The organism is Pseudomonas savastanoi, from assembly GCF_020917325.1.
Classification (GTDB): domain Bacteria; phylum Pseudomonadota; class Gammaproteobacteria; order Pseudomonadales; family Pseudomonadaceae; genus Aquipseudomonas; species Aquipseudomonas amygdali.
In genome coordinates this window covers 312715-332964 of the sequence record NZ_CP076652.1, presented here as the reverse complement: position 1 = coordinate 332964, position 20250 = coordinate 312715, and the positions used below count along the sequence as shown (strand labels likewise).

Below are 20250 nucleotides of genomic sequence, written 5' to 3'. Positions count from 1 at the left end.
CCGTTCTCGCTTGCGGCCGAAGCCGTGTGTTTAAAGTGTGTGATTCACACATCGGATCGAGTCCCCAGGCCCATCGCCTGACGGGCAAACCAGCGCTTGGCGGCTGGCAACAGGTCCAGGCCCAGCAACCCGACGTTACGCCCGGCGGCAACCGCCGACCGGGAGCTGCCGAACAGGCGTGTCACCTTGTCGGAGAAGCCCACGGTCAATTGCTGATCCTGACGCTGACGCTCACGGTAGAGCTGCAGAGTAGACAACTCACCGGGCGGCGCGGCGCTGTCCAGCAGCGTCTCGGCCAGTGCATCGGCGTCACGCAAGGACAGATTGAACCCCTGCCCGGCAACCGGATGCAGGCTGTGCGCCGCATTACCCAGAATCACCAGATGCGAACGCACCTGCTCTTCGGCCTCGACCAGCGCCAGGGGGTAGACATGCCGTGCACCGACCTGACGCAGCGTGCCCAGGCGATAGCCAAACACGCCCTGCAGCTCTTCCAGAAAACTGCGGTCGTCCAGCTCGGCCAGGCGCTGGGTATCGTTGCCCGGACGCGTCCAGACCAGCGCACAGCGGTTTTCCGGCAATGGCAGCAGCGCCATCGGCCCGTCCTCGGTAAAACGTTCGAACGCCTGCCCGCAATGCGCTTCGCTCGGCGTGATATTGGCAATCAGCGCATGCTGGTCGTAGGGCCGTTGCCGCACTCCAATACCCAGCTGCTCGCGCAGGCTGGAGCGGCCGCCATCGGCCAGCACGGCCAGATCACAATCCAGTTCGGTTTCGTCACTGAGGCTCAGGCGATAACCATCGGCCAGCGGCTGCATGTGCCTGACCTCGGCCGGCACACGCCAACTGACGACATCACGGTCCAGCGCCGCCCACAGTGCCTGACCGAGCCAGGCGTTCTCGACTACGTAGCCGAGCGCCGGAACACCCTCTTCGATCGCAGACAAACGGGTAGCTCCGAAGCGGCCACGGTCCGAGACCTGAATTTGCAGAATCGGCTCGGCGCGGCGGGATATCTGCTGCCAGAGGCCAAGCCGCTCATAGATGCGTCGCGAGCCGAACGACAGTGCCGAAGAACGCGCATCGTAGCTGGGCTGCCAGGCCTCACCCGGCGCGAAGGGTTCGATGAGCACGATTTTCCAGCCGCGCGCCTTGGCACCGGCCTGCAGTGAAAGCGCGAGACTTGCACCCACCAATCCGCCGCCGACGATGGCGATATTAAAGCGGCTCATGCGACCTGTGCCTTTGCAGCCGCCATCAGCGCCTCGATCTCGGCGACGGTCTTGGGCACGCCACCGGACAGAATTTCACAGCCCTGCCTGGTTACAACCACGTCGTCTTCGATTCGCACACCAATACCTCGCCATTTCTTCGCGACGTCCAGATTGTCGGGGGATATGTAGATCCCGGGTTCAACAGTCAGCGTCATGCCGACCTCCAGTACACGCCACTCGCCGCCGACCTTGTATTCACCGACGTCGTGTACATCCATGCCCAGCCAGTGACCGGCACGGTGCATGTAAAACATCTTGTAGGCCTCGCTCTCGATCAACTGATCGACGTCGCCTCGCAGCAAACCCAGCTCGACCAGCCCTGCGGTAATCACCTTGACCGTCGCTTCGTGCGCCTGGTTCCAGTGCTTGTCGGGGCCGATGGCCTCGAAAGCCGCATACTGAGACTTGAGCACCAGCTCGTAGATGGCTTTTTGTTCGGGAGAAAACTTGCCGCTCACCGGAAACGTCCGGGTGATGTCACTGGCATAGCAGTCGATTTCGCAGCCCGCATCGATCAGCACCAGATCGCCATCCTTGAGAACGGCATCGTTCTGCTGGTAATGCAGGATGCAACCGTTGCGCCCCGAGGCCACGATCGAGCCGTAGGCAGGCATCTTCGAACCGCCCTTGCGAAATTCGTAATCCAGCTCGGCTTCCAGGCTGAACTCGTGCAGGCCTGCGCGACAGGCCTGCATTGCTCGCACATGGGCACGCGCAGAGATGTCCGCCGCGCTGCGCATGACTTTGATTTCCGCCGCCGATTTGTACAGGCGCATGTCGTGCAACAGATGATCCAGCGCGACAAATTCCTTGGGCGGCTGAGCACCGAGGTGCGCCTTGGAGCGGATCACGTTGATCCAGTCCATCAGGTGCCGGTCGAATTCAGGGTTGCTGCCCATCGCCGAATAGACCCGGTCACGGCCCTCGATGAGGCCCGGCAGAATTTCGTCGATGTCGTTGATCGGGAATGCATCGTCTGCACCGAAATCGCGGATCGCGCCTTCCTGTCCGGCGCGCAGACCTTCCCACAATTCGCGCTCGGGGTTGCGTTCACGGCAGAACAAAACGTACTCGCCATATTCGCGTCCGGGAATCAGCACCACCACCGCTTCCGGCTCGGGAAAGCCGCTGAGGTACTGAAAGTCACTGTCCTGCCGGTAGATATGCTCGACATCACGATTGCGAATGGCAACCGCAGCAGCAGGCAGGATGGCAATGCTGTCCGGCTCCATCTGAGCCATCAGAGCCTTGCGGCGGCGGGCGTATTCGGACTTCGGGATCTGAATCATGGGCAGCAGGAGTCCTGATGGAGTCTACCTGGCCGCACTGTCGTCAGCGCGGGCCGGTGTCGCAGTGATGGGCAATCAGTGCAGAGAAGGCTTGGGTTGCGGCGCAGCAGGCTCATTGAATTCGGTGAACAGCAACAATGGCGCTACGCGCATGTATTCCATGACTTCCATATAGTCGGTCTCGCCGTCTTCGGACTCGTCCAGTGCGTCCTGAACCTGGGCAATGGCCGCCAGATCCTCAAGAACATCCTTGGCTTCAGTGCCGAGCGTCTTGTCGCCAATGGCCAGACCGAAGCCTGCCAGAAACCCCTGACACCATTGGCCTAGCGCGGCAGCACGCTCGGTCAGCGGCTCTTCGTCGCCCGGCAGCAACAGCACGACGGTCATGTCGTCACCGGTGAGTTCGCCCTTGACCATCTCTTGCAAGCCGATGAGCGCCTGGCGGATATTGTCTTGCGGCTCGGTTTCCAGCAGCACCGAAGCATCGGCAAACCAGCCTTCGTTGTCGAAACCGGCACCTGCGCAACTACGCCCCAGCAGCAGGCCATGCAGCTCGGCAGGGGATACCTGGTGACCGCCACTGTTAAGCAGAGTGGCGAACGCTTTGTACGGAGAATTCTGAATGGGCATGGGTAGCTAGTCGCCAAACGGCGCAATGTCTAGAATGAAGGCCTTGTATCCTAGACTATCCGCGCGACAAGATCACCCGGACGGCGGTTCGAGCTTGAGCACAAGCATCGCCTCCCCTGCCATTCATCAGAAAGTATTCAGTGGAAAACAATGGAAGACACCGACCTGCAAGCGCTGATGAAACGTGTGGAGCTGCTCCTGAAGTATGCCGAGCAACTTAAAGGCCAAAATGCACTCCTATTAGCTCAGGAAAAGACCTGGCGCGAGGAACGCGCCCAACTCATTGAAAAAAACGAAATCGCCCGGCAGAAGGTCGAGTCAATGATTTCGCGCCTCAAAGCCCTGGAGCAAGACTCATGAGCAATGGCAACAGCGTTACCGTTCAGATCCTCGACAAGGAATACTCGATCATCTGCCCTCAGGAAGAGCGCACCAACCTGGTCAGCGCCGCCCGTTATCTGGACGGCAAGATGCGTGAAATCCGCAGCAGCGGCAAAGTCATCGGTGCCGATCGCATCGCCGTGATGGCCGCGCTCAACATCACTCACGACCTGCTGCATAAAGAACATTTACCTGACGTACAGACCAGCGGTTCGACTCGCGAACAGGTCCGCGATCTGCTCGACAAGGTCGATCTGGTGCTGGCCACAGACACGCCCGGCACACCGGATTCAACTCGGGGCTGATTATTGCGGGGCATTTCTGTATACTCGCGCTGCTCCCTGGAGTGCTTGCCAGTCGGTCATGTCCCTGAGCCGATACGCACAACCACGGGGGTTGCACGTTGGGGTTGGTGTGCATGTCCGCTCGACGGAAAGCCTTAAAACCTCCTGCAATCTCCACCTTGAACTTTCGGGTTCAAGGGCTAAACCGACAGCGGTTCGTCGGGGAGTCCATATTCAGTTCGTTGCCAGCCCTGCTGTCTGGCAACGACGATCCTGCCCTGGTTTCAACACCCTTCCCGGATCAGCCTGCATGACCTTCTGCTCATGATCAGCGCCCAATCGCTCACCCGTCCACAACTGCGCCGCCAGCTACGCAAGGCACGCAGGGCGTTGAGTCGCAGCCAGCAACGCGCAGCCGCCCGCGATGTTTACCGCCAATTGGCGCAGCATCCGCTGTTCCGACGTGCCCGGCATGTTTCGCTGTACCTGCCGATGGATGGCGAGATCGACCCGCGGCTGTTACTGCGTGAAGCACAACGACGCGGCAAGGCCACTTACCTGCCGGTGCTCAATGCATGGCCGCGCACGCGCATGGTTTTTCAGCGCGTGCGTCCCGGCGAGAAATTCATCCCCAATCGCTTCCGCATCCCCGAGCCGCTTATCAACCGTACGAAACAACGCCATGTGTGGGCACTCGATCTGGTGCTGATGCCATTGGTAGGGTTCGATAACGAAGGCGGTCGCCTGGGCATGGGCGGTGGGTTTTATGACCGCAGCCTGGCGTATCTGGCACGCAGAAAGGCCTGGCGCAAACCGGTTCTACTCGGGCTGGCTCACGAATGTCAGAAAGTGGATCGACTGGCGCAGGCCAGTTGGGATGTACCGCTGCAAGGCACGGTATCTGATAAAGGCTGGTATCTGACACAGATACTCTGATCGTTCAGCCAACAGGGCAGTCAACGATCAGAGCAGAAGCAGGGCTTAATGCCTGCCGGGGATTTTTTGCTGTTGTTGAGTGATTTCGACTGGAGCGTCATCCTTGCTGGTCCATAAGCTTTGCGCATAACCGGTTGTCACGACACCCAAGCCAAACAGAATAACCAGAATCCAGAGTAAATCAGGCTTGCGTTTCATTGACTGCCCTCCTTAGGCAAATCAATACGATGTCAGCATCGGTTTTTGTATAGGCCGTGCAACAGCGTGGAGCTTTAAAGGGCGGCATTTTGCGGTAACGTGAACCAGTACGCAAATAGTGGCGCAAGCCGACTGTCGGTTTGTCATCAAACTGTCGGTAATACCGTGAACTTTTGTCTCTGGAGAGAGAGCAATGGCCTATTGGCTGATGAAGTCCGAGCCTGACGAATTCTCGATCAGCGACCTGCAAAAACGGGGTAACGCCCGCTGGGACGGGGTGCGCAACTATCAGGCGCGTAATTTTCTAAGGAGCATGGCAGAGGGCGACGAATTCTTTTTCTACCACTCCAGTTGCCCGGAGCCGGGAATCGCCGGCATCGGCAAAATCGCCAAAGCCGCTTATCCGGACCCCACTGCACTGGACCCCGACAGCCACTATCACGACGCCAAGGCCAGCGCGGATAAAAACCCGTGGAGCGCCATAGACGTCGAGTTTGTGGATATCTTCAAGAACGTGCTGGGGCTCGGTTATCTGAAGCAACAAAGCCGGCTGGAGCAACTGCCTCTGGTGCAAAAAGGCAGTCGGCTTTCAGTGATGCCGGTTACCGCCGAACAATGGGCGGCGATCCTGGCACTGCGCTGACAAGCGTTATTGAACGATGAAGTTATTGAACAGCAAGTCTTCGACAATCGGCTTGCCTTCTTCATCGTTCATGACGCGCTGCACCTGCTTGAGCGCTTCCTGACGAATGTTTTCCTTCGCCTCGGCACTGCTCATGGAATCAACCGTCTGCTGAGTGAACAGCGACACCAGTTGATTACGGATCAAGGCGTCATTGCGCTTCACCGCCGCCTCGGCATCGGCACCCGTTACACGCAACGCGATGTCAGCCTTGTAGACGCGCAGCTTGGGGCCGCCATCCAGCGCGTAGTTGCCCACGAACGGCGGCGTCAGCGAGACATAGGCCGCTTTGGGCGGGCCGCCTTCTTCCTTGGCTTCCTCTTGCGCCATGACAGGCAATGACAAGGCCAGCAATACCAGAATCCACGCTTTCACAGTCCACTCCTTAATACGGTTTGCCACGTAGTTTACAGCTTATGTGTGCTTATCAGGCCGGGCCATGCTTGTTGACCCGAGAACCCACTTAACTCACTTTATCGGCCATTACCGAAAAAGGAATAGCCTAATGAAAGCCCTGTTATGCAAAGCCTTCGGTTCGGCCAGCACGCTGGTGTTTGAAGACGTGCCAGGCCCCGAGATCAAAAAGAACGAAATCCTCCTCGACGTACACGCCGCCGGGGTCAACTTTCCCGACACGTTGATCATCGAGGGCAAATACCAGTTCAAGCCACCCTTCCCTTTCTCGCCGGGTGGCGAGGCAGCAGGCGTGATATCAGCCGTCGGGGAAAAGGTAACCCATCTCAAGCCCGGCGACCGCGTGATGGCGCTCACCGGCTGGGGCAGTTTTGCCGAGCAGGTCGCTGTACCCGGTTACAACGTACTGCCGATACCGACGAGCATGGACTTCACCACCGCTGCAGCGTTCAGCATGACCTACGGCACCTCCATGCATGCGCTCAATCAACGCGCCAACCTGCAAGCCGGCGAAACCCTGCTGGTGCTCGGCGCATCCGGCGGCGTGGGCCTGGCCGCCGTGGAAATTGGTAAAGCCCTCGGCGCACGCGTCATCGCCGCCGCCAGCAGCGCTGAAAAACTTGAAGTCGCCAAAAACGCAGGCGCAGACGAACTGATCAACTACAGCGAAACCAGCCTCAAGGACGAAGTAAAACGCCTCACCAACGGCAACGGCGCCGACATCATCTACGACCCGGTCGGCGGCGACCTTTTCGACCAGGCCATCCGCGCCATCGCCTGGAACGGCCGCCTGCTGGTCGTCGGTTTCGCCAGCGGCCGCATCCCGGACCTGCCCGTCAACCTGACCCTGCTTAAGGGCGCATCGGTGGTCGGCGTGTTCTGGGGCTCGTTTGCTCAGCGGCAACCGCAGGACAATGCGGCGAACTTCAAGCAGCTGTTTGCGTGGTTTGAAGAAGGGAAATTGAAGCCGCTGGTGTCGACGGTTTATCCGCTGGAAAAGGCTGGGGAGGCGATTGATTTGTTGGGTGAGCGCAGGGCTGTGGGGAAGGTGGTGGTTTTGGTGAATTAACACGCTTAATACAGTATTAGTCAAAAAATATTTATATATCACAATGACGGAGAAAAAGCAGATTAATTAGTCGCCATACAGCTAATAAGGAGAACTGTATGGCAGACGATCAAGAAAAACATATATATGTAAAATACTGGCCCACTCCAGATTTAGGGTCCGCAGACCGGGCAGCCGCTGAGGCATCTGCTAATAAAGCGAGTGGCGGAGGTAACTCAGGCTGGAGCATTGGAATCGGTGGCGATGGCGGCGGACCAAGCAATACCGGCCTAGGCCCTGGGCGCGGCCGCCGAAGAGGTATCACTAATAAACAGCTGAGACGTCTATTAAGACAACAAGAAACAGATGCGCATGCGTTAGCCCAGCGGCAAGCGGCAGAACACGCGGCTCACCTCGCAAGAGTAGACGCTGAGGCACATGCCCAGGCAATGGCAGAAGCCGCCGAGCGAGAACGTATTGAAACGCAAGTACGTGCACAGGCCGAAAAGGATCAGGCCCATCGACTGGCTCTTGAAGCGCTGACGAATGCCTACCCGTCGTTACAATCTGGATTTGCACAAAACTATTTACTGGCTTCTGCATCGCTGCCGAATAATCTTCAAAAAGAAGTAGCGCCGGGTCATGACCTGAATGTTGATTACCCAGGCGACAAGCAGGCTCTTGAGCTGATACTTCAGAAAAAAACCAACGTTAACTACTTACTCGCAACCAAACAGCCTTTACTGGAAGAGCGTCGCACTCAGGCTATTAGTCTGACCGGTCAAGAACTTGACCATGCCACACAAAAGGACCACCTCAACTATTTGGTGTACTTCAGCCAGGGTGATCCTCAACGTGTGCAGCAGGCCCATGAAACGTGGGTAAACGCTTTATCTCAAACCTATGAAGCAAAACTTCTTGCCGAGTCGGTCACGCTGCTCAATGAACAATCGGCAGCACTTTCCATGCGCCATGCTGAATTGTCGCTAGCCGATAAAACGGCGAGTCAGGATGCAGATCGGACATCATCCCGACAGGCCGCTGGCATCAACAAGCTGTGGTCAGTTATTGCCCCCGCGTCAACCACCACCGCAGCACCGGGCATCAGGACCGTTGCGACCAACATCGCGAAAGACCAGCTCATCAGGATCGCGACCAGAACGCTTGGCAGCAATCTGGTTACCTTGCTGGCGATGTATCCACAACCGTTGGGCGACTCAGAGCTGCCGCCTGCTGTGATCGCCACACCTCTGTCGCAGCTCAACCTGCCACCGCATATCGATCTGCAATACCTTGCCAGCGTCAAAGGCACGCTGGATGTGCCTCATCGACTTACATCCGATGGAGCTAGCGCAAGCGGCGGTGCACGCTGGGTAGCTACGGACGGTGTGAAAGTGGGTACCAAGGTTCGCGTAAGAACTTTCACCTATAACGCACTGAACAAGTCCTACGAGTTTATCCGTGACGGGGAATCGACACCGGCCCTTATATGGACGCCAATAGCACAACCGGCGGACAGTTCGACAAGCTCACCCGCAGGGCCACCCGCGTTGCCGAAAGATCCAGGCAACGTGGTGACACCTTTTGTACCCGAGCTTGAAGCTTACCCGGCGATTGATCGAGATGATCCTGATGATTACATTCTCATCTCGCCGATTGATTCCGGGCTGCCGAATAGCTACCTGCTGTTCAAGGACCCGAGGTCGATTCCGGGGGTTGCGAGTGGGTATGGTGAAGCGGTGACTGGAGTTTGGCTAGGAGACAGAACGCGTGCAGAAGGCGCATCGATTCCGACGCATATTGCAGATCAACTGCGCGGACGACGATTTGGTGATTTTGCTTCACTGAGGAAAGCAACTTGGATAGCCGTAGCCGATGATCCCGAGCTAGGGAAACAGTTTACTCAGAATAACCTTGAAATAATGCGAGGTGGTGGTGCGCCCCACCCTAGACTCAGCGACCAAGCCGGAGGCCGTACGAGATTTGAAATCCATCATAAAAATTATATTTCAAAAGGCGGCGCGGTTTATGACATCGACAACTTGGTTATTATGACACCAAGGCAACATATTGATCATCACAGGAGCCAAAAAAATGATCTTTAAAGAAAAGCTAGAAGATTACACCGAAGAAGAATTCCTGGAATTTTTGAGGGGACTCTCTTCTCAACACATTCAACTTCATGGTGATGAGTTTGTTAAGCACATGGATCGTTTAGTTAAGCACTTTGTAAAGGTGACAGAGCATCCAGCGCAAACAGACGTAATCTTTTATCCCGAGGAAGGTCAGGAGGACACCCCGGAGGGTATTTTAAAAACAATCAAAGAATGGCGAGCTAAAAATGGCAAGCCGGGATTCAAAGAGTAAGAACCCCATACACAAACAGCTCTAACACTATAAAAAAGAAAATCATCCATGGAAGAATTACATCATCACCTCCAGCAATTACCTGGCTTTCTGCAAGCCGAGCTTGCGGCTCACGTCGGCGACTGGAACGGAACACGTTACATCGATATAACCGATAAACACATACACGCTATCAATCATCTGGTTGCCAGCAAACGCGCTCCCTTGCAACAGGACCACATCGACAATTCGTATTTTTTGTGGGGCACTGATCCCTGGGATAAATCGTCTCTTGAGTTAAACGCACAGATGCGGGGTATGCCAGGCGGGGTGCCCACTGATTTTTACTATATGACGGGAGACGCCCGTTTTCATATGGAGAGCATCCGCTTTCTAAACGAACTCAAAGGCAATCTCGAATCGCTGCATGCTCGGCTAATAGAACAGGAACGCGAGTATAACGAGCGCATGGCCCAAGAAGCCGCACACCGCCAAGCCGAAGAAGCAGCGCGCGCAAGAGCCGAGGCTGAAGCGGCAGCTCGACGACTCGCGGAGGAACAAGCAGCGCAGCAGCGGGCCATAGAGGCCGCGTTACAACTTGCACAGCGTCAGGTCGAAGAAGCCAAGCACGCTTTGGCCTTGCGCAACGCCGAGGAAGCTCGCGCTAAAGAGGCCGAATCCCGCCATGCGGTCGAGGTGACATTTGGACCTGAAGCGTCGCGAGAAATCGATAATGCAATCAAGGTACTGAGAGGCACTATCGAAATCGCGATCACAGACTTCTCGAACGCGATCAACGCTCACGGCGCGCTCGGACTGAGCCAGCTTGAAACAATTCAACATATGAACGCCACTCACTAATCTTTCGCGACAAGGCCGGGACCAAGGCGATGACGCTTTGGTCCCGGCACTGTGCATCAAGTGGAACTGACGCAAGGCATCAAAACAGACCTGATCGCTACTCAGATCATGCTCGACCCTGACCTCCGCCTCCTTGAAATAACTGATAGCAACTTCGCCGTTAACACGATTAAAGCTGTGAGAAAATAGCCGCTTTCCCGACTCGGGCCTTGCTTGTTACGGACGACTTGATTTTGTCAGCATTAACGCCGCCGACCGAGCCTGACTTGGCTTACCAGGTAACACAGACTGTTTTGGCCACGGCGGATATGCCGACAGCTTATGACTTTTCCACTCTAGACAAAGATTATTGCATCCCTCACCCGACCTCAGGAGAGTTGAGCTTCGGTTACATTTCTATGTACGAAAGCCGCAATCTGACCTTGCCAGGCGGAGAAATTTATTTGCGTGCAGGTAAGCATTTCGGCTTCAGTAGCGGTTTTGGAGTCAACCACATTTGGCAGGGGCACGGTCATGAACTGGCCAAGTCTGGCTGCAAAACCATTCAGGATGTATCTGCATTTGTTGCCGGAATTTTAAGTGCAGGTGCACAGATTTATTGCGAGGGTTATCAGACGCGTGATGGGCATCGACTTACGGTCATACGAAATGCCAGAGGGTGCGCAATTTTGTCGCCACAAGAAGAAGCTGAACGAGGATTTTTCTACTCGGTGGTCACCGCCTACAAAATACTTAGGAGGCGACCGGCGATCAAAGTAGGGACTCTGAAACCAAAAAAAGCGCCATAGGCGCCTTTTTCAGAGTACGAGAGGGCTGGTAGTCGCAGCGCTTGCTTAGCACGTCCAGACACGAGGCCTGAAAGGGGTCGAAAGCCAACCGTTGTCGCCAGTTGCCGCTACCGCACGAGTGACGCCTCGCACAATCCACACCTGCTCGCCGGTATCGTCATTGAATCGAGCAGGCCCTGCTCTTATTGAGCCCTCGCGAGCATTCTGATGAAACACAGGGTCGTCGTCAACCACAGGGCTGCATTCTGAAACTGCTTTGATACTGGCACTTCGCTGATGCCCCGCCCTTCCTACAACACCTTCCTCACATTCTCCGGCAAATAATCCACATACTTACGCATCGGATTTTTTGACATTGGGCGATAATCCCCGGCGCCGCCTCCAGCAGCTCAACAACCAATGCCTGACGTTCGTCAAGGGTGAGAAATTGCGCTATGACCGGACCGCTCGACAGGTACAGTTCTTTTCGCATCACGCATCCGGCTTGCCCTCCTTATGCCACCTGTCACCCACATAGGTTTTGCTTGCCAAGACTGAGTCTCGCTCAAAAGCAAGGGGATTGCCCCAAATGTGGGAGCGAGCTTGCTCGCGAAGACGTATTCACAGGGCAACACGTTGCCATGCCCGCTCATGCTTTGCTGGAGACTTTACGTCCAATCCTGAATGTGAGTCATGGCGTGAGTTGTGAAGCAGAGCCTTACGAAGGGCGTTCCCGCTGGCGCTTGCGAAACGAGAGATATCCGTCGGCTGTACCGGCTTCTTCGTGAGCAAGCTCACTCCCACAAGTACGCGGCACTCACGAAGACCATGATCAATACCGCCCAGCACGCGGCTCATTCGCTGCCCTACGCTTGCTCGGCCAACCCGACCATCAACGCCTTGATCGGCGCTGGCAGATAGTCGCCATGCAGACGATCGGGATTGCTTCGGCAATTGCTGACCATCATCGGTATCGCGGCGCCCAGTTGCTCAAGCAGGACCTGGCGTTGGGACTCGCTACGCTGGTGCGCAACATGGCTGCCGAACAAGGCTTGCCCGGTGTAGGAAAACACGTCGACCTTACTCAGCGGTTCCTTGGGATAGTCCTGGCGGGCGGATTTCACTTCGTGGTTCAGGTAGCCACAGCGGATATTGCCCAGGCCCACGGTCATTTCGGTGTTGAAGCGCCGATAGCCGTGGGAACCAAAAATGACGGGCACGGTAATCGTGGGCGGCGCGCCGACTGTTCCGACCCAGGGTTTATAGCGCCATTGGCGGAGTGCCTGCTCCACTGCTGCGGCGAGCTGCGGATGCCCACTCTCGATAGCCCTGGCTTCACGAACCTGCCCGTCGGATTTGATCCACAGCTGGGCGCGGTGATGACGATGGTAAGAACCTGCCGACATATCAGTCAGCACACGACTTCCGATACGCCTGTAGGACCCATCCCAAATACTTGAAACACCTTTAAACATTTGCGCAATGTTCGTAAAAGAACAGCCGATCGCCTGCATTTCCTACAAGGAATCAGCCCGAAGGCACTGCTTTTTTCTGTAATGAAAATGTAATATTCGCATTCGCAAAAAAACAATAATCAGGAGCTTCTCCATGTTTGGGTTTTTCCGCCCTGCCAGGCATCAGGCACCCCTTCCCGAAGAAAAGGTCGATAGCACTTATCGGCGTCTGCGCTGGCAGATCTTCGCAGGCATCTTTATCGGCTATGCCGGTTACTACCTGCTGCGCAAGAATTTCTCGCTGGCGATGCCTTATCTGATCGACGAAGGCTATACGCGTGGCCAGTTGGGCGTAGCGATGTCTGCCATCGCGATTGCCTATGGCTTGTCGAAATTCCTCATGGGGATTGTTTCGGACCGCTCCAACCCGCGCTACTTCCTGCCCTTCGGGCTATTGGTTTCTGCCGGAATCATGTTCATCTTCGGCTTCGCGCCGTGGGCGACGTCCAGTGTCACGATCATGTTCGTGCTGTTGTTCATCAATGGCTGGGCCCAGGGCATGGGCTGGCCGCCGAGCGGGCGGACGATGGTCCACTGGTGGTCGCAGAAAGAGCGCGGCGGCGTGGTGTCTGTGTGGAACGTGGCGCACAACGTTGGCGGCGGCCTGATCGGCCCGCTGTTCCTGCTCGGCATGGGCTGGACCAACGACTGGCATGCGGCGTTCTACGTGCCGGCGGCGGTTGCGTTGCTGGTCGCGGTGTTCGCATTCGCGACCATGCGTGACACCCCGCAATCGGTCGGCCTGCCGCCTATCGAGCACTACAAGAACGATTACCCGGAAGGCTACGATGCCAGCCACGAAGAGGAATTCAGCGCCCGGGAAATCTTCGTCAAGTACGTGCTGCGCAACAAGTTCCTGTGGTACATCGCCATGGCCAACGTGTTCGTTTATCTGTTGCGCTACGGCGTGCTGGACTGGGCGCCAACCTATCTGAAAGAAGCCAAGCACTTCACGGTCGACAAGACCTCATGGGCCTATTTTCTGTACGAGTGGGCGGGTATTCCGGGCACGCTGCTGTGCGGCTGGATGTCGGACAAGATCTTCAAGGGCAATCGCGGCCTGACCGGCATGGTGTTCATGTTTCTGGTGACCATTGCCACGCTGGTGTATTGGCTGAACCCTGAAGGCAACCCGACCGTCGACATGATCGCGCTGGTATCCATCGGCTTCCTGATCTATGGCCCGGTCATGCTGATCGGCCTGCAGGCGCTGGAACTGGCGCCGAAGAAGGCAGCGGGTACGGCAGCCGGCTTTACCGGGCTGTTCGGCTACCTGGGCGGGTCGGTCGCGGCGAGTGCTGCGATGGGCTACACGGTCGACCACTTCGGCTGGGACGGCGGCTTTGTGCTGCTGATCGGCGCGTGCATTCTGGCGATGGCATTCCTTGCGCCGACGCTGCGGCACAAACAGGTCGCCAGCACCTCGCGCGATACCAAGGACTGACCCAAAGGCCGGTCAGGCGGTCTCTGACTTGCAGCGCTTGAGCCGCGCCTCCAGATTCAGGTCTGGCATGGCGTGGCTACGCAGGGCCTTGGCAGTCTGTTCCACGTACTCGCGGGTGGTTCCATAGCGCCCGCTGGCGCTGGCCAGCACCTGACTCAACACACTGTCGGGCAGGTTGCCCGCGTAGCTGGGCAAATGCCGTTCCAGCACGAAGCCCAGCGCCTGTACCTTCCTGCCGTCTTCAAGGCGGCAATTGAGCCAGTGCGGGCGATACGAGGGATATGGCATCTCACGCTCCCACAAGGCCAGCAGCGATTTCTCCAGGCACTCATCCGGCAGGCGATAGGCAAAACCGGTGCATGAACCGCCGCGATCCAGCCCGAATACCAGGCCCGGCACCTCCGGCGTACCGCGATGCTCGTGCGACCACAGGTAAAGCCCGCGGTGATAACCGTGCACTCGACCGCGCTGGCTCTCTACGGCGGTGCACTCGGGACGCCAGATCAGCGAGCCGTAGGCGAACAGCCAGACCGGGCCGCCTTTATGAAGACGCATGGTGGCGTCCATGGATGCGAGCAGTTGCTCGCGGGTAAGCTGCGGACCCAGATCGATAACGGGCGGATACGTCAGCCCAAGGCCGTCATGCACTGCAGCGGCCAACTCGTTGATTGGATTCTCCATTTGCCTCCCTGACAGTCTGACTGTCAGTTTTTACCGAGCCCCGCTGACTCGCTCGTGGGTGAGCGGCATCAGGGTGTCGTGGTTCGGTTGTCGCCACAGGCCAAAGGCCTGTTTCTACAAAAAGTTGTCTGGCGACGAATTGACATCGCCGTAAGCTATAAGCAGCTAAAGCAATTTACACTCCAGCTATGCAGCCGTCAGTCCGGCATCACGGACGCGGTGCGTAGGCGAATACGTCTGCGCGCATCTGGTGGGCGTCCATTCCGGCACTGACAAGAGCGTCCAGCGTTCCGTAAACCATGGCAGGTGAGCCGCTGGCGTAGACGTAAACCGCCGACAGGTCCTTGATGTCTTCGCAAACCGCCTCGTGCAGCAGACCACAACGCCCTTCCCAGCCACACAGGTCACTGACGACCTTGTGCAGGAACAGGTTCGGCAGTTTCGCCCACTCATCCCAGTGGCTGACCTGGTAAAAATCCTCGGGCCGACGCACGCCCCAGTACAAATGCACCGGGTGACTGAAGCCTGCTGAGCGACAGTACTCAAGCAAACTGTTCATTTGCGCCATACCTGTACCGGCAGCAATCAATACCAAAGGCCCGTCCGGCAGCTCGGCAAGGTGGGTATCGCCAAACGGCAGCTCGACCCGCGCCATTTTGTTGCGTTGCAGTTGCTCGATCAGGCTGCGCGCACTGTCTTCACGAGCCAGTACATGCAATTCCAGATCACGACCGCTGTGCGGTGCCGATGCGATGGAGAATGCCGACTTCTCGCCATTCTCCCGCTCGATCATCAGGTACTGCCCGGCGTGATAACGCGGAGGCTTGCCTGCCGGGGCGCGCAAACCTACCCGCCAGACATCGCCACCGATTTCGACACACTCGCTCAACTGGCAGGCAAAGCTGCGCACCGGCAGCTCACCCTTGGCCAGCACGCCATCCCAGAGCACAACACAATCTTCAAGCGGCTCTGCTACACACGTATGAATCTCGCCGTGATCAAGCGCCTGACCCGACTGCATCACCCGCCCCTCGACCAGCAAGGCCGAGCAGATATGACAGTTACCGTTACGACAGCTCTGCGGGCATTCATAGCCCAGACGCTGCGCAGCATCGAGAATCCGCTCGCCCGGCAGGGTGTCCAGCACCGCACCTGACGGCTGCAAGGTTACGCGCATCAGTCTATTCCCAACTGAGTCCAGATCTCGTCCACGCGGCGTGTGGTGGCTTCGTCCTTGACGATAGCCCTGCCCCATTCACGCGTGGTCTCGCCTGGCCATTTGTTAGTGGCGTCCAGGCCCATTTTCGATCCCAACCCGGACACCGGAGAGGCAAAATCGAGGTAATCGATAGGCGTGTTATCGATCATGACCGTGTCGCGCTTGGGGTCCATGCGGGTGGTGATGGCCCAGATCACGTCATTCCAGTCACGAGCATTGATGTCGTCGTCAGTGACGATCACGAACTTGGTGTACATGAACTGACGCAGGAACGACCAGACCCCCAGCATCACGCGCTTGGCATGACCGGGGTACTGTTTCTTGATGGTCACCACCGCCATGCGATACGAGCAACCTTCGGGCGGCAGGTAAAAATCGACGATCTCCGGAAACTGCTTTTGCAGAATCGGCACGAACACTTCGTTCAGCGCGACGCCCAGAATGGCGGGCTCATCCGGTGGACGGCCGGTGTAGGTGCTGTGGTAGATCGGCTTGATACGGTGCGTGATGCGCTCGACGGTCAACACCGGAAAGCTGTCGACTTCGTTGTAATAGCCGGTGTGGTCGCCATAAGGCCCTTCGTCGGCCATCTCGCCCGGATGAATCACACCCTCCAGCACGATCTCGGCGCTGGCTGGCACCTGCAGGTTGCTGCCACGGCACTTGATCAGCTCGGTGCGTGACCCACGCAACAGCCCGGCAAAGGCATATTCGGACAGGCTGTCCGGTACTGGCGTCACGGCACCAAGAATGGTCGCCGGGTCAGCACCCAGTGCGACGGCAACCGGATAAGGCTCACCGGGATGCTTGGCGCACCAGTCGCGAAAATCCAGCGCGCCGCCACGATGGCTGAGCCAACGCATGATGATCTTGTTGCGGCCAATGACCTGCTGGCGGTAGATGCCGAGGTTCTGCCGCTCCTTGTTCGGGCCCTTGGTGACCGTCAGGCCCCAGGTAATCAGCGGTGCGACGTCGCCCGGCCAGCAGGTTTGCACGGGCAGCATGCCGAGATCGACGTCATCGCCTTCGATGACAATCTCCTGGCAGGGTGCATCCTTGACCACCTTGGGGGCCATGGCGATGACTTTGCGGAAGATGGGCAGCTTGGACCAGGCATCTTTCAGGCCCTTGGGCGGCTCGGGTTCTTTCAAAAACGCCAGCAGCTTGCCGATTTCACGCAACTCACTGACAGCCTCTGCGCCCATGCCCATGGCCACGCGCTCGGGCGTGCCGAACAGGTTGCCCAGCACCGGAATATCAAAGCCGACCGGTTTTTCGAACAGCAGGGCCGGGCCCTTGGCACGCAGGGTACGGTCGCAGATTTCAGTCATTTCCAGCACAGGCGAGATCGGCATCTGGATGCGTTTCAACTCTCCGCGCTGCTCAAGCTGCTGCACGAAATCCCTTAGATCTTTGAATTTCATTAACCCGGCCATTTATCCAAATAGACGCACATCGTACCTGCTCCAGCCCTTCAAGGCAGCTAATCGGCGGCGCGCGGGCAAAAAAAATGGTGCCCCGAAGGACACCATTTTTTGTTTCAGCCTGCCAGTTACTTGCGTTTCATGGACAGGAAGAACTCGTCGTTGGTCTTGGTCTGCTTGAGCTTGTCGATCAGGAACTCGATAGCCGCGACTTCGTCCATCGGGTGCAGCAGCTTGCGCAGGATCCACATGCGCTGCAACTCGTCATCAGCGGTCAACAGCTCTTCACGGCGTGTGCCGGAGCGGTTGATGTTGATGGCCGGGAACACACGCTTCTCTGCGATCTTGCGATCCAGAGGCAGCTCCATGTTGCCAGTACCCTTGAACTCTTCGTAGATGACTTCATCCATCTTCGAACCGGTTTCAACCAGTGCGGTGGCGATGATGGTCAGCGAGCCGCCTTCTTCGATGTTTCGCGCAGCGCCGAAGAAGCGCTTTGGCTTCTCGAGTGCGTGAGCATCGACACCACCGGTCAGTACCTTGCCGGAGCTCGGGATGACGGTGTTGTAAGCGCGAGCCAGACGAGTGATGGAGTCCAGCAGGATAACGACGTCTTTCTTGTGCTCGACCAGGCGCTTGGCCTTCTCGATCACCATTTCGGCAACCTGTACGTGACGGGTTGGCGGTTCGTCGAATGTCGAGGCAACCACTTCGCCGCGCACGGTGCGCTGCATTTCGGTTACTTCTTCCGGGCGCTCATCGATCAGCAGAACGATCAGGTGCACTTCCGGGTTGTTACGCGTGATGTTCGACGCGATGTTCTGCAGCATGATGGTCTTGCCCGCTTTCGGCGGAGCAACGATCAGACCACGCTGACCTTTACCGATCGGTGCGCACAGATCGATCACACGACCGGTCAGGTCTTCGGTGGAACCGTTACCGGCTTCCATCTTCATGCGAATCGTCGGGAACAGCGGCGTCAGGTTTTCGAACAGAATCTTGTTCTTGGCGTTTTCCGGACGGTCGTAGTTGATCGTGTCGACCTTGAGCAGAGCGAAATAACGCTCACCTTCCTTTGGTGGACGGATCTTGCCAACGATGGTGTCGCCGGTACGCAGGTTGAAACGGCGGATCTGGCTAGGGGAGACATAGATGTCATCCGGGCCGGCCAGGTAGGAAGCGTCTGCAGAGCGCAGGAAACCGAAGCCGTCCTGGAGAATCTCCAGCACGCCATCACCGGATATTTCCTCGCCACTTTTGGCGTGCCGTTTGAGCAGGGAAAAAATGACGTCCTGCTTGCGCGAACGGGCCATATTTTCTATGCCAGCCTGTTCGGCCATTTCGAGCAATTCGGTAATCGGCTTTTGCTTGAGTTCAGTCAGGTTCATATGGGGAATGACGTAATCATGTATGGAGGGGGAAATTAAGCTTTTGGCTTAATGAGGCCGCGCCGCAGAGAAGGCGACAGGATCGCGTACTAAATCGAAAGGAGAGCGTCGGCGACGGCTAGCAGGGGGCAACGGAGAAGCCGTTGCGGGGCCGAATGTACCACCGGATTTTCCGGGCGTCTAGTGCAGCACCCGAAAAAAACCCCGCAATTTGCGGGGCTTTGAAACGTCTCAGATGTTGGCGTCGAGAAACGCGGCCAGCTGCGACTTCGACAGCGCACCGACTTTGGTCGCTTCAACGTTGCCATTCTTGAACAGCATCAACGTCGGGATACCGCGCACGCCATGCTTGGCAGGGGTTTCCTGATTTTCATCGATATTCAGCTTGGCAATTGTCAGCTTGCCTGCATAGGTGTCGGCGATTTCGTCCAGCACCGGGGCAATCATCTTGCACGGACCGCACCACTCAGCCCAGTAGTCTACAAGCACAGCACCCTCAGCCTTGAGTACTTCGGCTTCGAAGTTAGCGTCGGTGACGTGTTTGATCTTTTCGTTGCTCATGGAAGTCTCCGAGGTCATAGGCGAAAAACGACGCTCATCATAGCGGGCTGCAAGTCATTCAGGAAGCGAAGGTTCATTGAGTCTGGCTATGGTGGTGCATGACTGGAGTTATGGCAGGGGCTCAGCTGGAAGGCGAAACGAACACGATGCCGGTGCGAAGTGCCGCGCCACGGATATGATCCTGCATGGCCTTTTGCGCGGGCCCCGACGCATGCCGAGCCAGCGCGCGAAGGATCTTGCGGTGCTCCTGCCAGGTTTCCATGACCCTTGCCGCACGTATGAACGGCATTTTCTGGCTCTCAAGGAAGATGTCAGCACCTGCGGTCACGATTCCCAGCATGGCCTGATTGCCACTGGCGACCAGGATGTGCCGGTGAAACTCGAAATCCAGCCGGGCTGCGGCCTCGAAGTCACCGGCACGCAATTCCATACGCATGGCTTCGACATTGTCTTCAAGCACATCCCGCTCATCGGCGGTCAGAGTGACGGCCGCCAGACCCGCAGCGAAGCCTTCCAGCGCGTAGCGCAGTTGAAACGTGTCGGCCGGAGAAACCTGGGCCTCAAAAGGCCAGGAAAAACCACTCGTGCGCTGTTCTGGTTCAGAAATGGACTGCACGAACACGCCTTTACCCGGCTGAACGCTGACCACTCCCAATGCGCTGAGCGATGACAAAGCCTCACGCAATGAAGCACGACTGACCCCCAGCAAAACAGCCAGATCGCGCTGCGATGGCAGGCTTTCGCCGGGCTTGTAGCCTTGCTCGGCAATCAACTTGCGAATGGCCCGGAGGGCTGATTCGGGTACTGCGAGTGAGGTGTGGGGCATCACTGTTCAGGCCAGTCAGTCCAGTAAAAATCCCTTTTATCGCCATCCCGAAGATTCGGCAAGCGACGCCCAGTGCTGGGGCG

At 57.3% G+C, this 20250-nt stretch carries 21 protein-coding genes, 1 other RNA gene and 2 pseudogenes; 11 read left to right on the top strand and 13 right to left on the bottom strand.

Going from position 1 to position 20250, the window contains the following annotated elements; genetic code table 11:
* Nucleotides 1–44: 44 nt before the first annotated feature.
* The 3 genes from ubiH to KP808_RS01560 form a co-directional block, all read right to left on the bottom strand.
* A complete protein-coding gene (ubiH, locus tag KP808_RS01570) occupies nucleotides 45–1232 on the bottom strand; it encodes a 2-octaprenyl-6-methoxyphenyl hydroxylase (RefSeq protein WP_230017320.1) in 1188 nt (395 codons plus the stop codon).
* The gene (gene pepP, locus KP808_RS01565; RefSeq protein ID WP_058408245.1) at nucleotides 1229–2563 is read right to left on the bottom strand and encodes a Xaa-Pro aminopeptidase; all 1335 of its coding nucleotides are present in this window, start codon (nucleotides 2561–2563) and stop codon (nucleotides 1229–1231) included. Before pepP ends, ubiH begins: the two co-directional genes overlap by 4 nt.
* Nucleotides 2564–2638: 75 nt before the next feature.
* Nucleotides 2639–3193, bottom strand: a complete 555-nt coding sequence (locus KP808_RS01560; RefSeq protein ID WP_005734812.1) for a YecA/YgfB family protein — start codon at nucleotides 3191–3193, stop codon at nucleotides 2639–2641.
* A 150-nt stretch (nucleotides 3194–3343) separates the two neighbouring features.
* Here KP808_RS01560 and KP808_RS01555 point away from each other — a divergent pair, with 150 nt between their 5' ends.
* The 4 genes from KP808_RS01555 to KP808_RS01540 all read left to right on the top strand — a co-directional run bounded on the left by KP808_RS01555 (nucleotide 3344) and on the right by KP808_RS01540 (nucleotide 4794).
* Nucleotides 3344–3553, top strand: coding sequence for a TIGR02449 family protein (locus tag KP808_RS01555; protein ID WP_002551573.1), 210 nt, complete (start codon nucleotides 3344–3346; stop codon nucleotides 3551–3553).
* The gene (locus KP808_RS01550) at nucleotides 3550–3879 is read left to right on the top strand and encodes a cell division protein ZapA (protein WP_003317331.1); all 330 of its coding nucleotides are present in this window, start codon (nucleotides 3550–3552) and stop codon (nucleotides 3877–3879) included. The genes KP808_RS01555 and KP808_RS01550 overlap by 4 nt, the downstream gene beginning before the upstream one ends.
* 30 nt (nucleotides 3880–3909) lie before the next feature.
* A non-coding RNA gene (gene ssrS / locus KP808_RS01545) (6S RNA) lies at nucleotides 3910–4088 on the top strand.
* A gap of 94 nt (nucleotides 4089–4182) precedes the next feature.
* Nucleotides 4183–4794: a 5-formyltetrahydrofolate cyclo-ligase gene (locus tag KP808_RS01540; RefSeq protein ID WP_058402775.1), complete on the top strand. Its 612-nt coding sequence runs from the start codon at nucleotides 4183–4185 to the stop codon at nucleotides 4792–4794.
* A 45-nt stretch (nucleotides 4795–4839) separates the two neighbouring features.
* Here KP808_RS01540 and KP808_RS01535 read toward each other — a convergent pair whose 3' ends face one another.
* On the bottom strand, nucleotides 4840–4992 hold the full coding sequence (locus KP808_RS01535; protein WP_058402774.1) for a hypothetical protein: 153 nt from the start codon (nucleotides 4990–4992) through the stop codon (nucleotides 4840–4842).
* Nucleotides 4993–5185: 193 nt separating this feature from the next.
* Between KP808_RS01535 and KP808_RS01530 the strand changes: the two genes are divergently transcribed.
* Nucleotides 5186–5635 (top strand): EVE domain-containing protein, encoded by a 450-nt coding sequence (locus KP808_RS01530; RefSeq protein ID WP_230017319.1) that lies wholly within the window; start codon nucleotides 5186–5188, stop codon nucleotides 5633–5635.
* A gap of 6 nt (nucleotides 5636–5641) precedes the next feature.
* On the opposite strand, the gene KP808_RS01525 is transcribed toward KP808_RS01530, so the two are convergent.
* Entirely contained in the window at nucleotides 5642–6049 is a 408-nt protein-coding gene (locus tag KP808_RS01525) for a flagellar basal body-associated protein FliL (protein ID WP_002551568.1), read from the bottom strand.
* Between the two features lie 130 nt (nucleotides 6050–6179).
* On the opposite strand from KP808_RS01525, the gene KP808_RS01520 reads away from it, so the two are divergent.
* The 5 genes from KP808_RS01520 (at nucleotide 6180) to KP808_RS01500 (ending at nucleotide 11131) form a co-directional block, all read left to right on the top strand.
* Nucleotides 6180–7157, top strand: coding sequence for an NADPH:quinone oxidoreductase family protein (locus KP808_RS01520; protein WP_230017318.1), 978 nt, complete (start codon nucleotides 6180–6182; stop codon nucleotides 7155–7157).
* A 428-nt stretch (nucleotides 7158–7585) separates the two neighbouring features.
* Nucleotides 7586–9241: an S-type pyocin domain-containing protein gene (locus tag KP808_RS01515; RefSeq protein WP_230019001.1), complete on the top strand. Its 1656-nt coding sequence runs from the start codon at nucleotides 7586–7588 to the stop codon at nucleotides 9239–9241.
* A complete protein-coding gene (locus KP808_RS01510) occupies nucleotides 9231–9503 on the top strand; it encodes a bacteriocin immunity protein (protein ID WP_230017317.1) in 273 nt (90 codons plus the stop codon). The genes KP808_RS01515 and KP808_RS01510 overlap by 11 nt, the downstream gene beginning before the upstream one ends.
* Before the next feature lie 48 nt (nucleotides 9504–9551).
* Nucleotides 9552–10343 carry a hypothetical protein gene (locus tag KP808_RS01505; protein ID WP_230017316.1) on the top strand — a complete coding sequence of 264 codons (792 nt, stop codon included), beginning with the start codon at nucleotides 9552–9554 and terminating at the stop codon, nucleotides 10341–10343.
* Nucleotides 10344–10576: 233 nt separating this feature from the next.
* Entirely contained in the window at nucleotides 10577–11131 is a 555-nt protein-coding gene (locus tag KP808_RS01500; protein WP_230017315.1) for a hypothetical protein, read from the top strand.
* Between the two features lie 290 nt (nucleotides 11132–11421).
* Here KP808_RS01500 and KP808_RS01495 read toward each other — a convergent pair.
* Together KP808_RS01495 and KP808_RS01490 are read right to left on the bottom strand one after the other, a co-directional pair.
* Nucleotides 11422–11626 (bottom strand): annotated as a pseudogene (locus tag KP808_RS01495) (energy transducer TonB); the annotation flags it as partial.
* Between the two features lie 350 nt (nucleotides 11627–11976).
* Nucleotides 11977–12486, bottom strand: a pseudogene (locus tag KP808_RS01490) (energy transducer TonB); the annotation flags it as partial.
* A 232-nt stretch (nucleotides 12487–12718) separates the two neighbouring features.
* Between KP808_RS01490 and glpT the strand changes: the two are divergent.
* Complete coding sequence (gene glpT, locus KP808_RS01485) at nucleotides 12719–14068, top strand: glycerol-3-phosphate transporter (protein WP_005744792.1); 1350 nt, start codon at nucleotides 12719–12721, stop codon at nucleotides 14066–14068.
* A gap of 12 nt (nucleotides 14069–14080) precedes the next feature.
* Here glpT and KP808_RS01480 read toward each other — a convergent pair whose 3' ends face one another.
* The 6 genes from KP808_RS01480 to KP808_RS01455 form a co-directional block, all read right to left on the bottom strand.
* Nucleotides 14081–14749 carry a gamma-glutamylcyclotransferase gene (locus tag KP808_RS01480; protein ID WP_002551563.1) on the bottom strand — a complete coding sequence of 223 codons (669 nt, stop codon included), beginning with the start codon at nucleotides 14747–14749 and terminating at the stop codon, nucleotides 14081–14083.
* A gap of 208 nt (nucleotides 14750–14957) precedes the next feature.
* A complete protein-coding gene (locus KP808_RS01475) occupies nucleotides 14958–15926 on the bottom strand; it encodes a CDP-6-deoxy-delta-3,4-glucoseen reductase (RefSeq protein ID WP_060403757.1) in 969 nt (322 codons plus the stop codon).
* Nucleotides 15926–17392, bottom strand: coding sequence for a 4-hydroxy-3-polyprenylbenzoate decarboxylase (gene ubiD / locus KP808_RS01470; protein ID WP_002551561.1), 1467 nt, complete (start codon nucleotides 17390–17392; stop codon nucleotides 15926–15928). The genes KP808_RS01475 and ubiD overlap by 1 nt, the downstream gene beginning before the upstream one ends.
* Before the next feature lie 128 nt (nucleotides 17393–17520).
* Nucleotides 17521–18780, bottom strand: a complete 1260-nt coding sequence (gene rho, locus KP808_RS01465; RefSeq protein WP_002551560.1) for a transcription termination factor Rho — start codon at nucleotides 18778–18780, stop codon at nucleotides 17521–17523.
* A gap of 231 nt (nucleotides 18781–19011) precedes the next feature.
* Nucleotides 19012–19341: a thioredoxin TrxA gene (trxA, locus tag KP808_RS01460; RefSeq protein ID WP_004655183.1), complete on the bottom strand. Its 330-nt coding sequence runs from the start codon at nucleotides 19339–19341 to the stop codon at nucleotides 19012–19014.
* 121 nt (nucleotides 19342–19462) lie between these two features.
* Nucleotides 19463–20167, bottom strand: coding sequence for a FadR/GntR family transcriptional regulator (locus tag KP808_RS01455; protein WP_004655184.1), 705 nt, complete (start codon nucleotides 20165–20167; stop codon nucleotides 19463–19465).
* Nucleotides 20168–20250 lie beyond the last annotated feature (83 nt).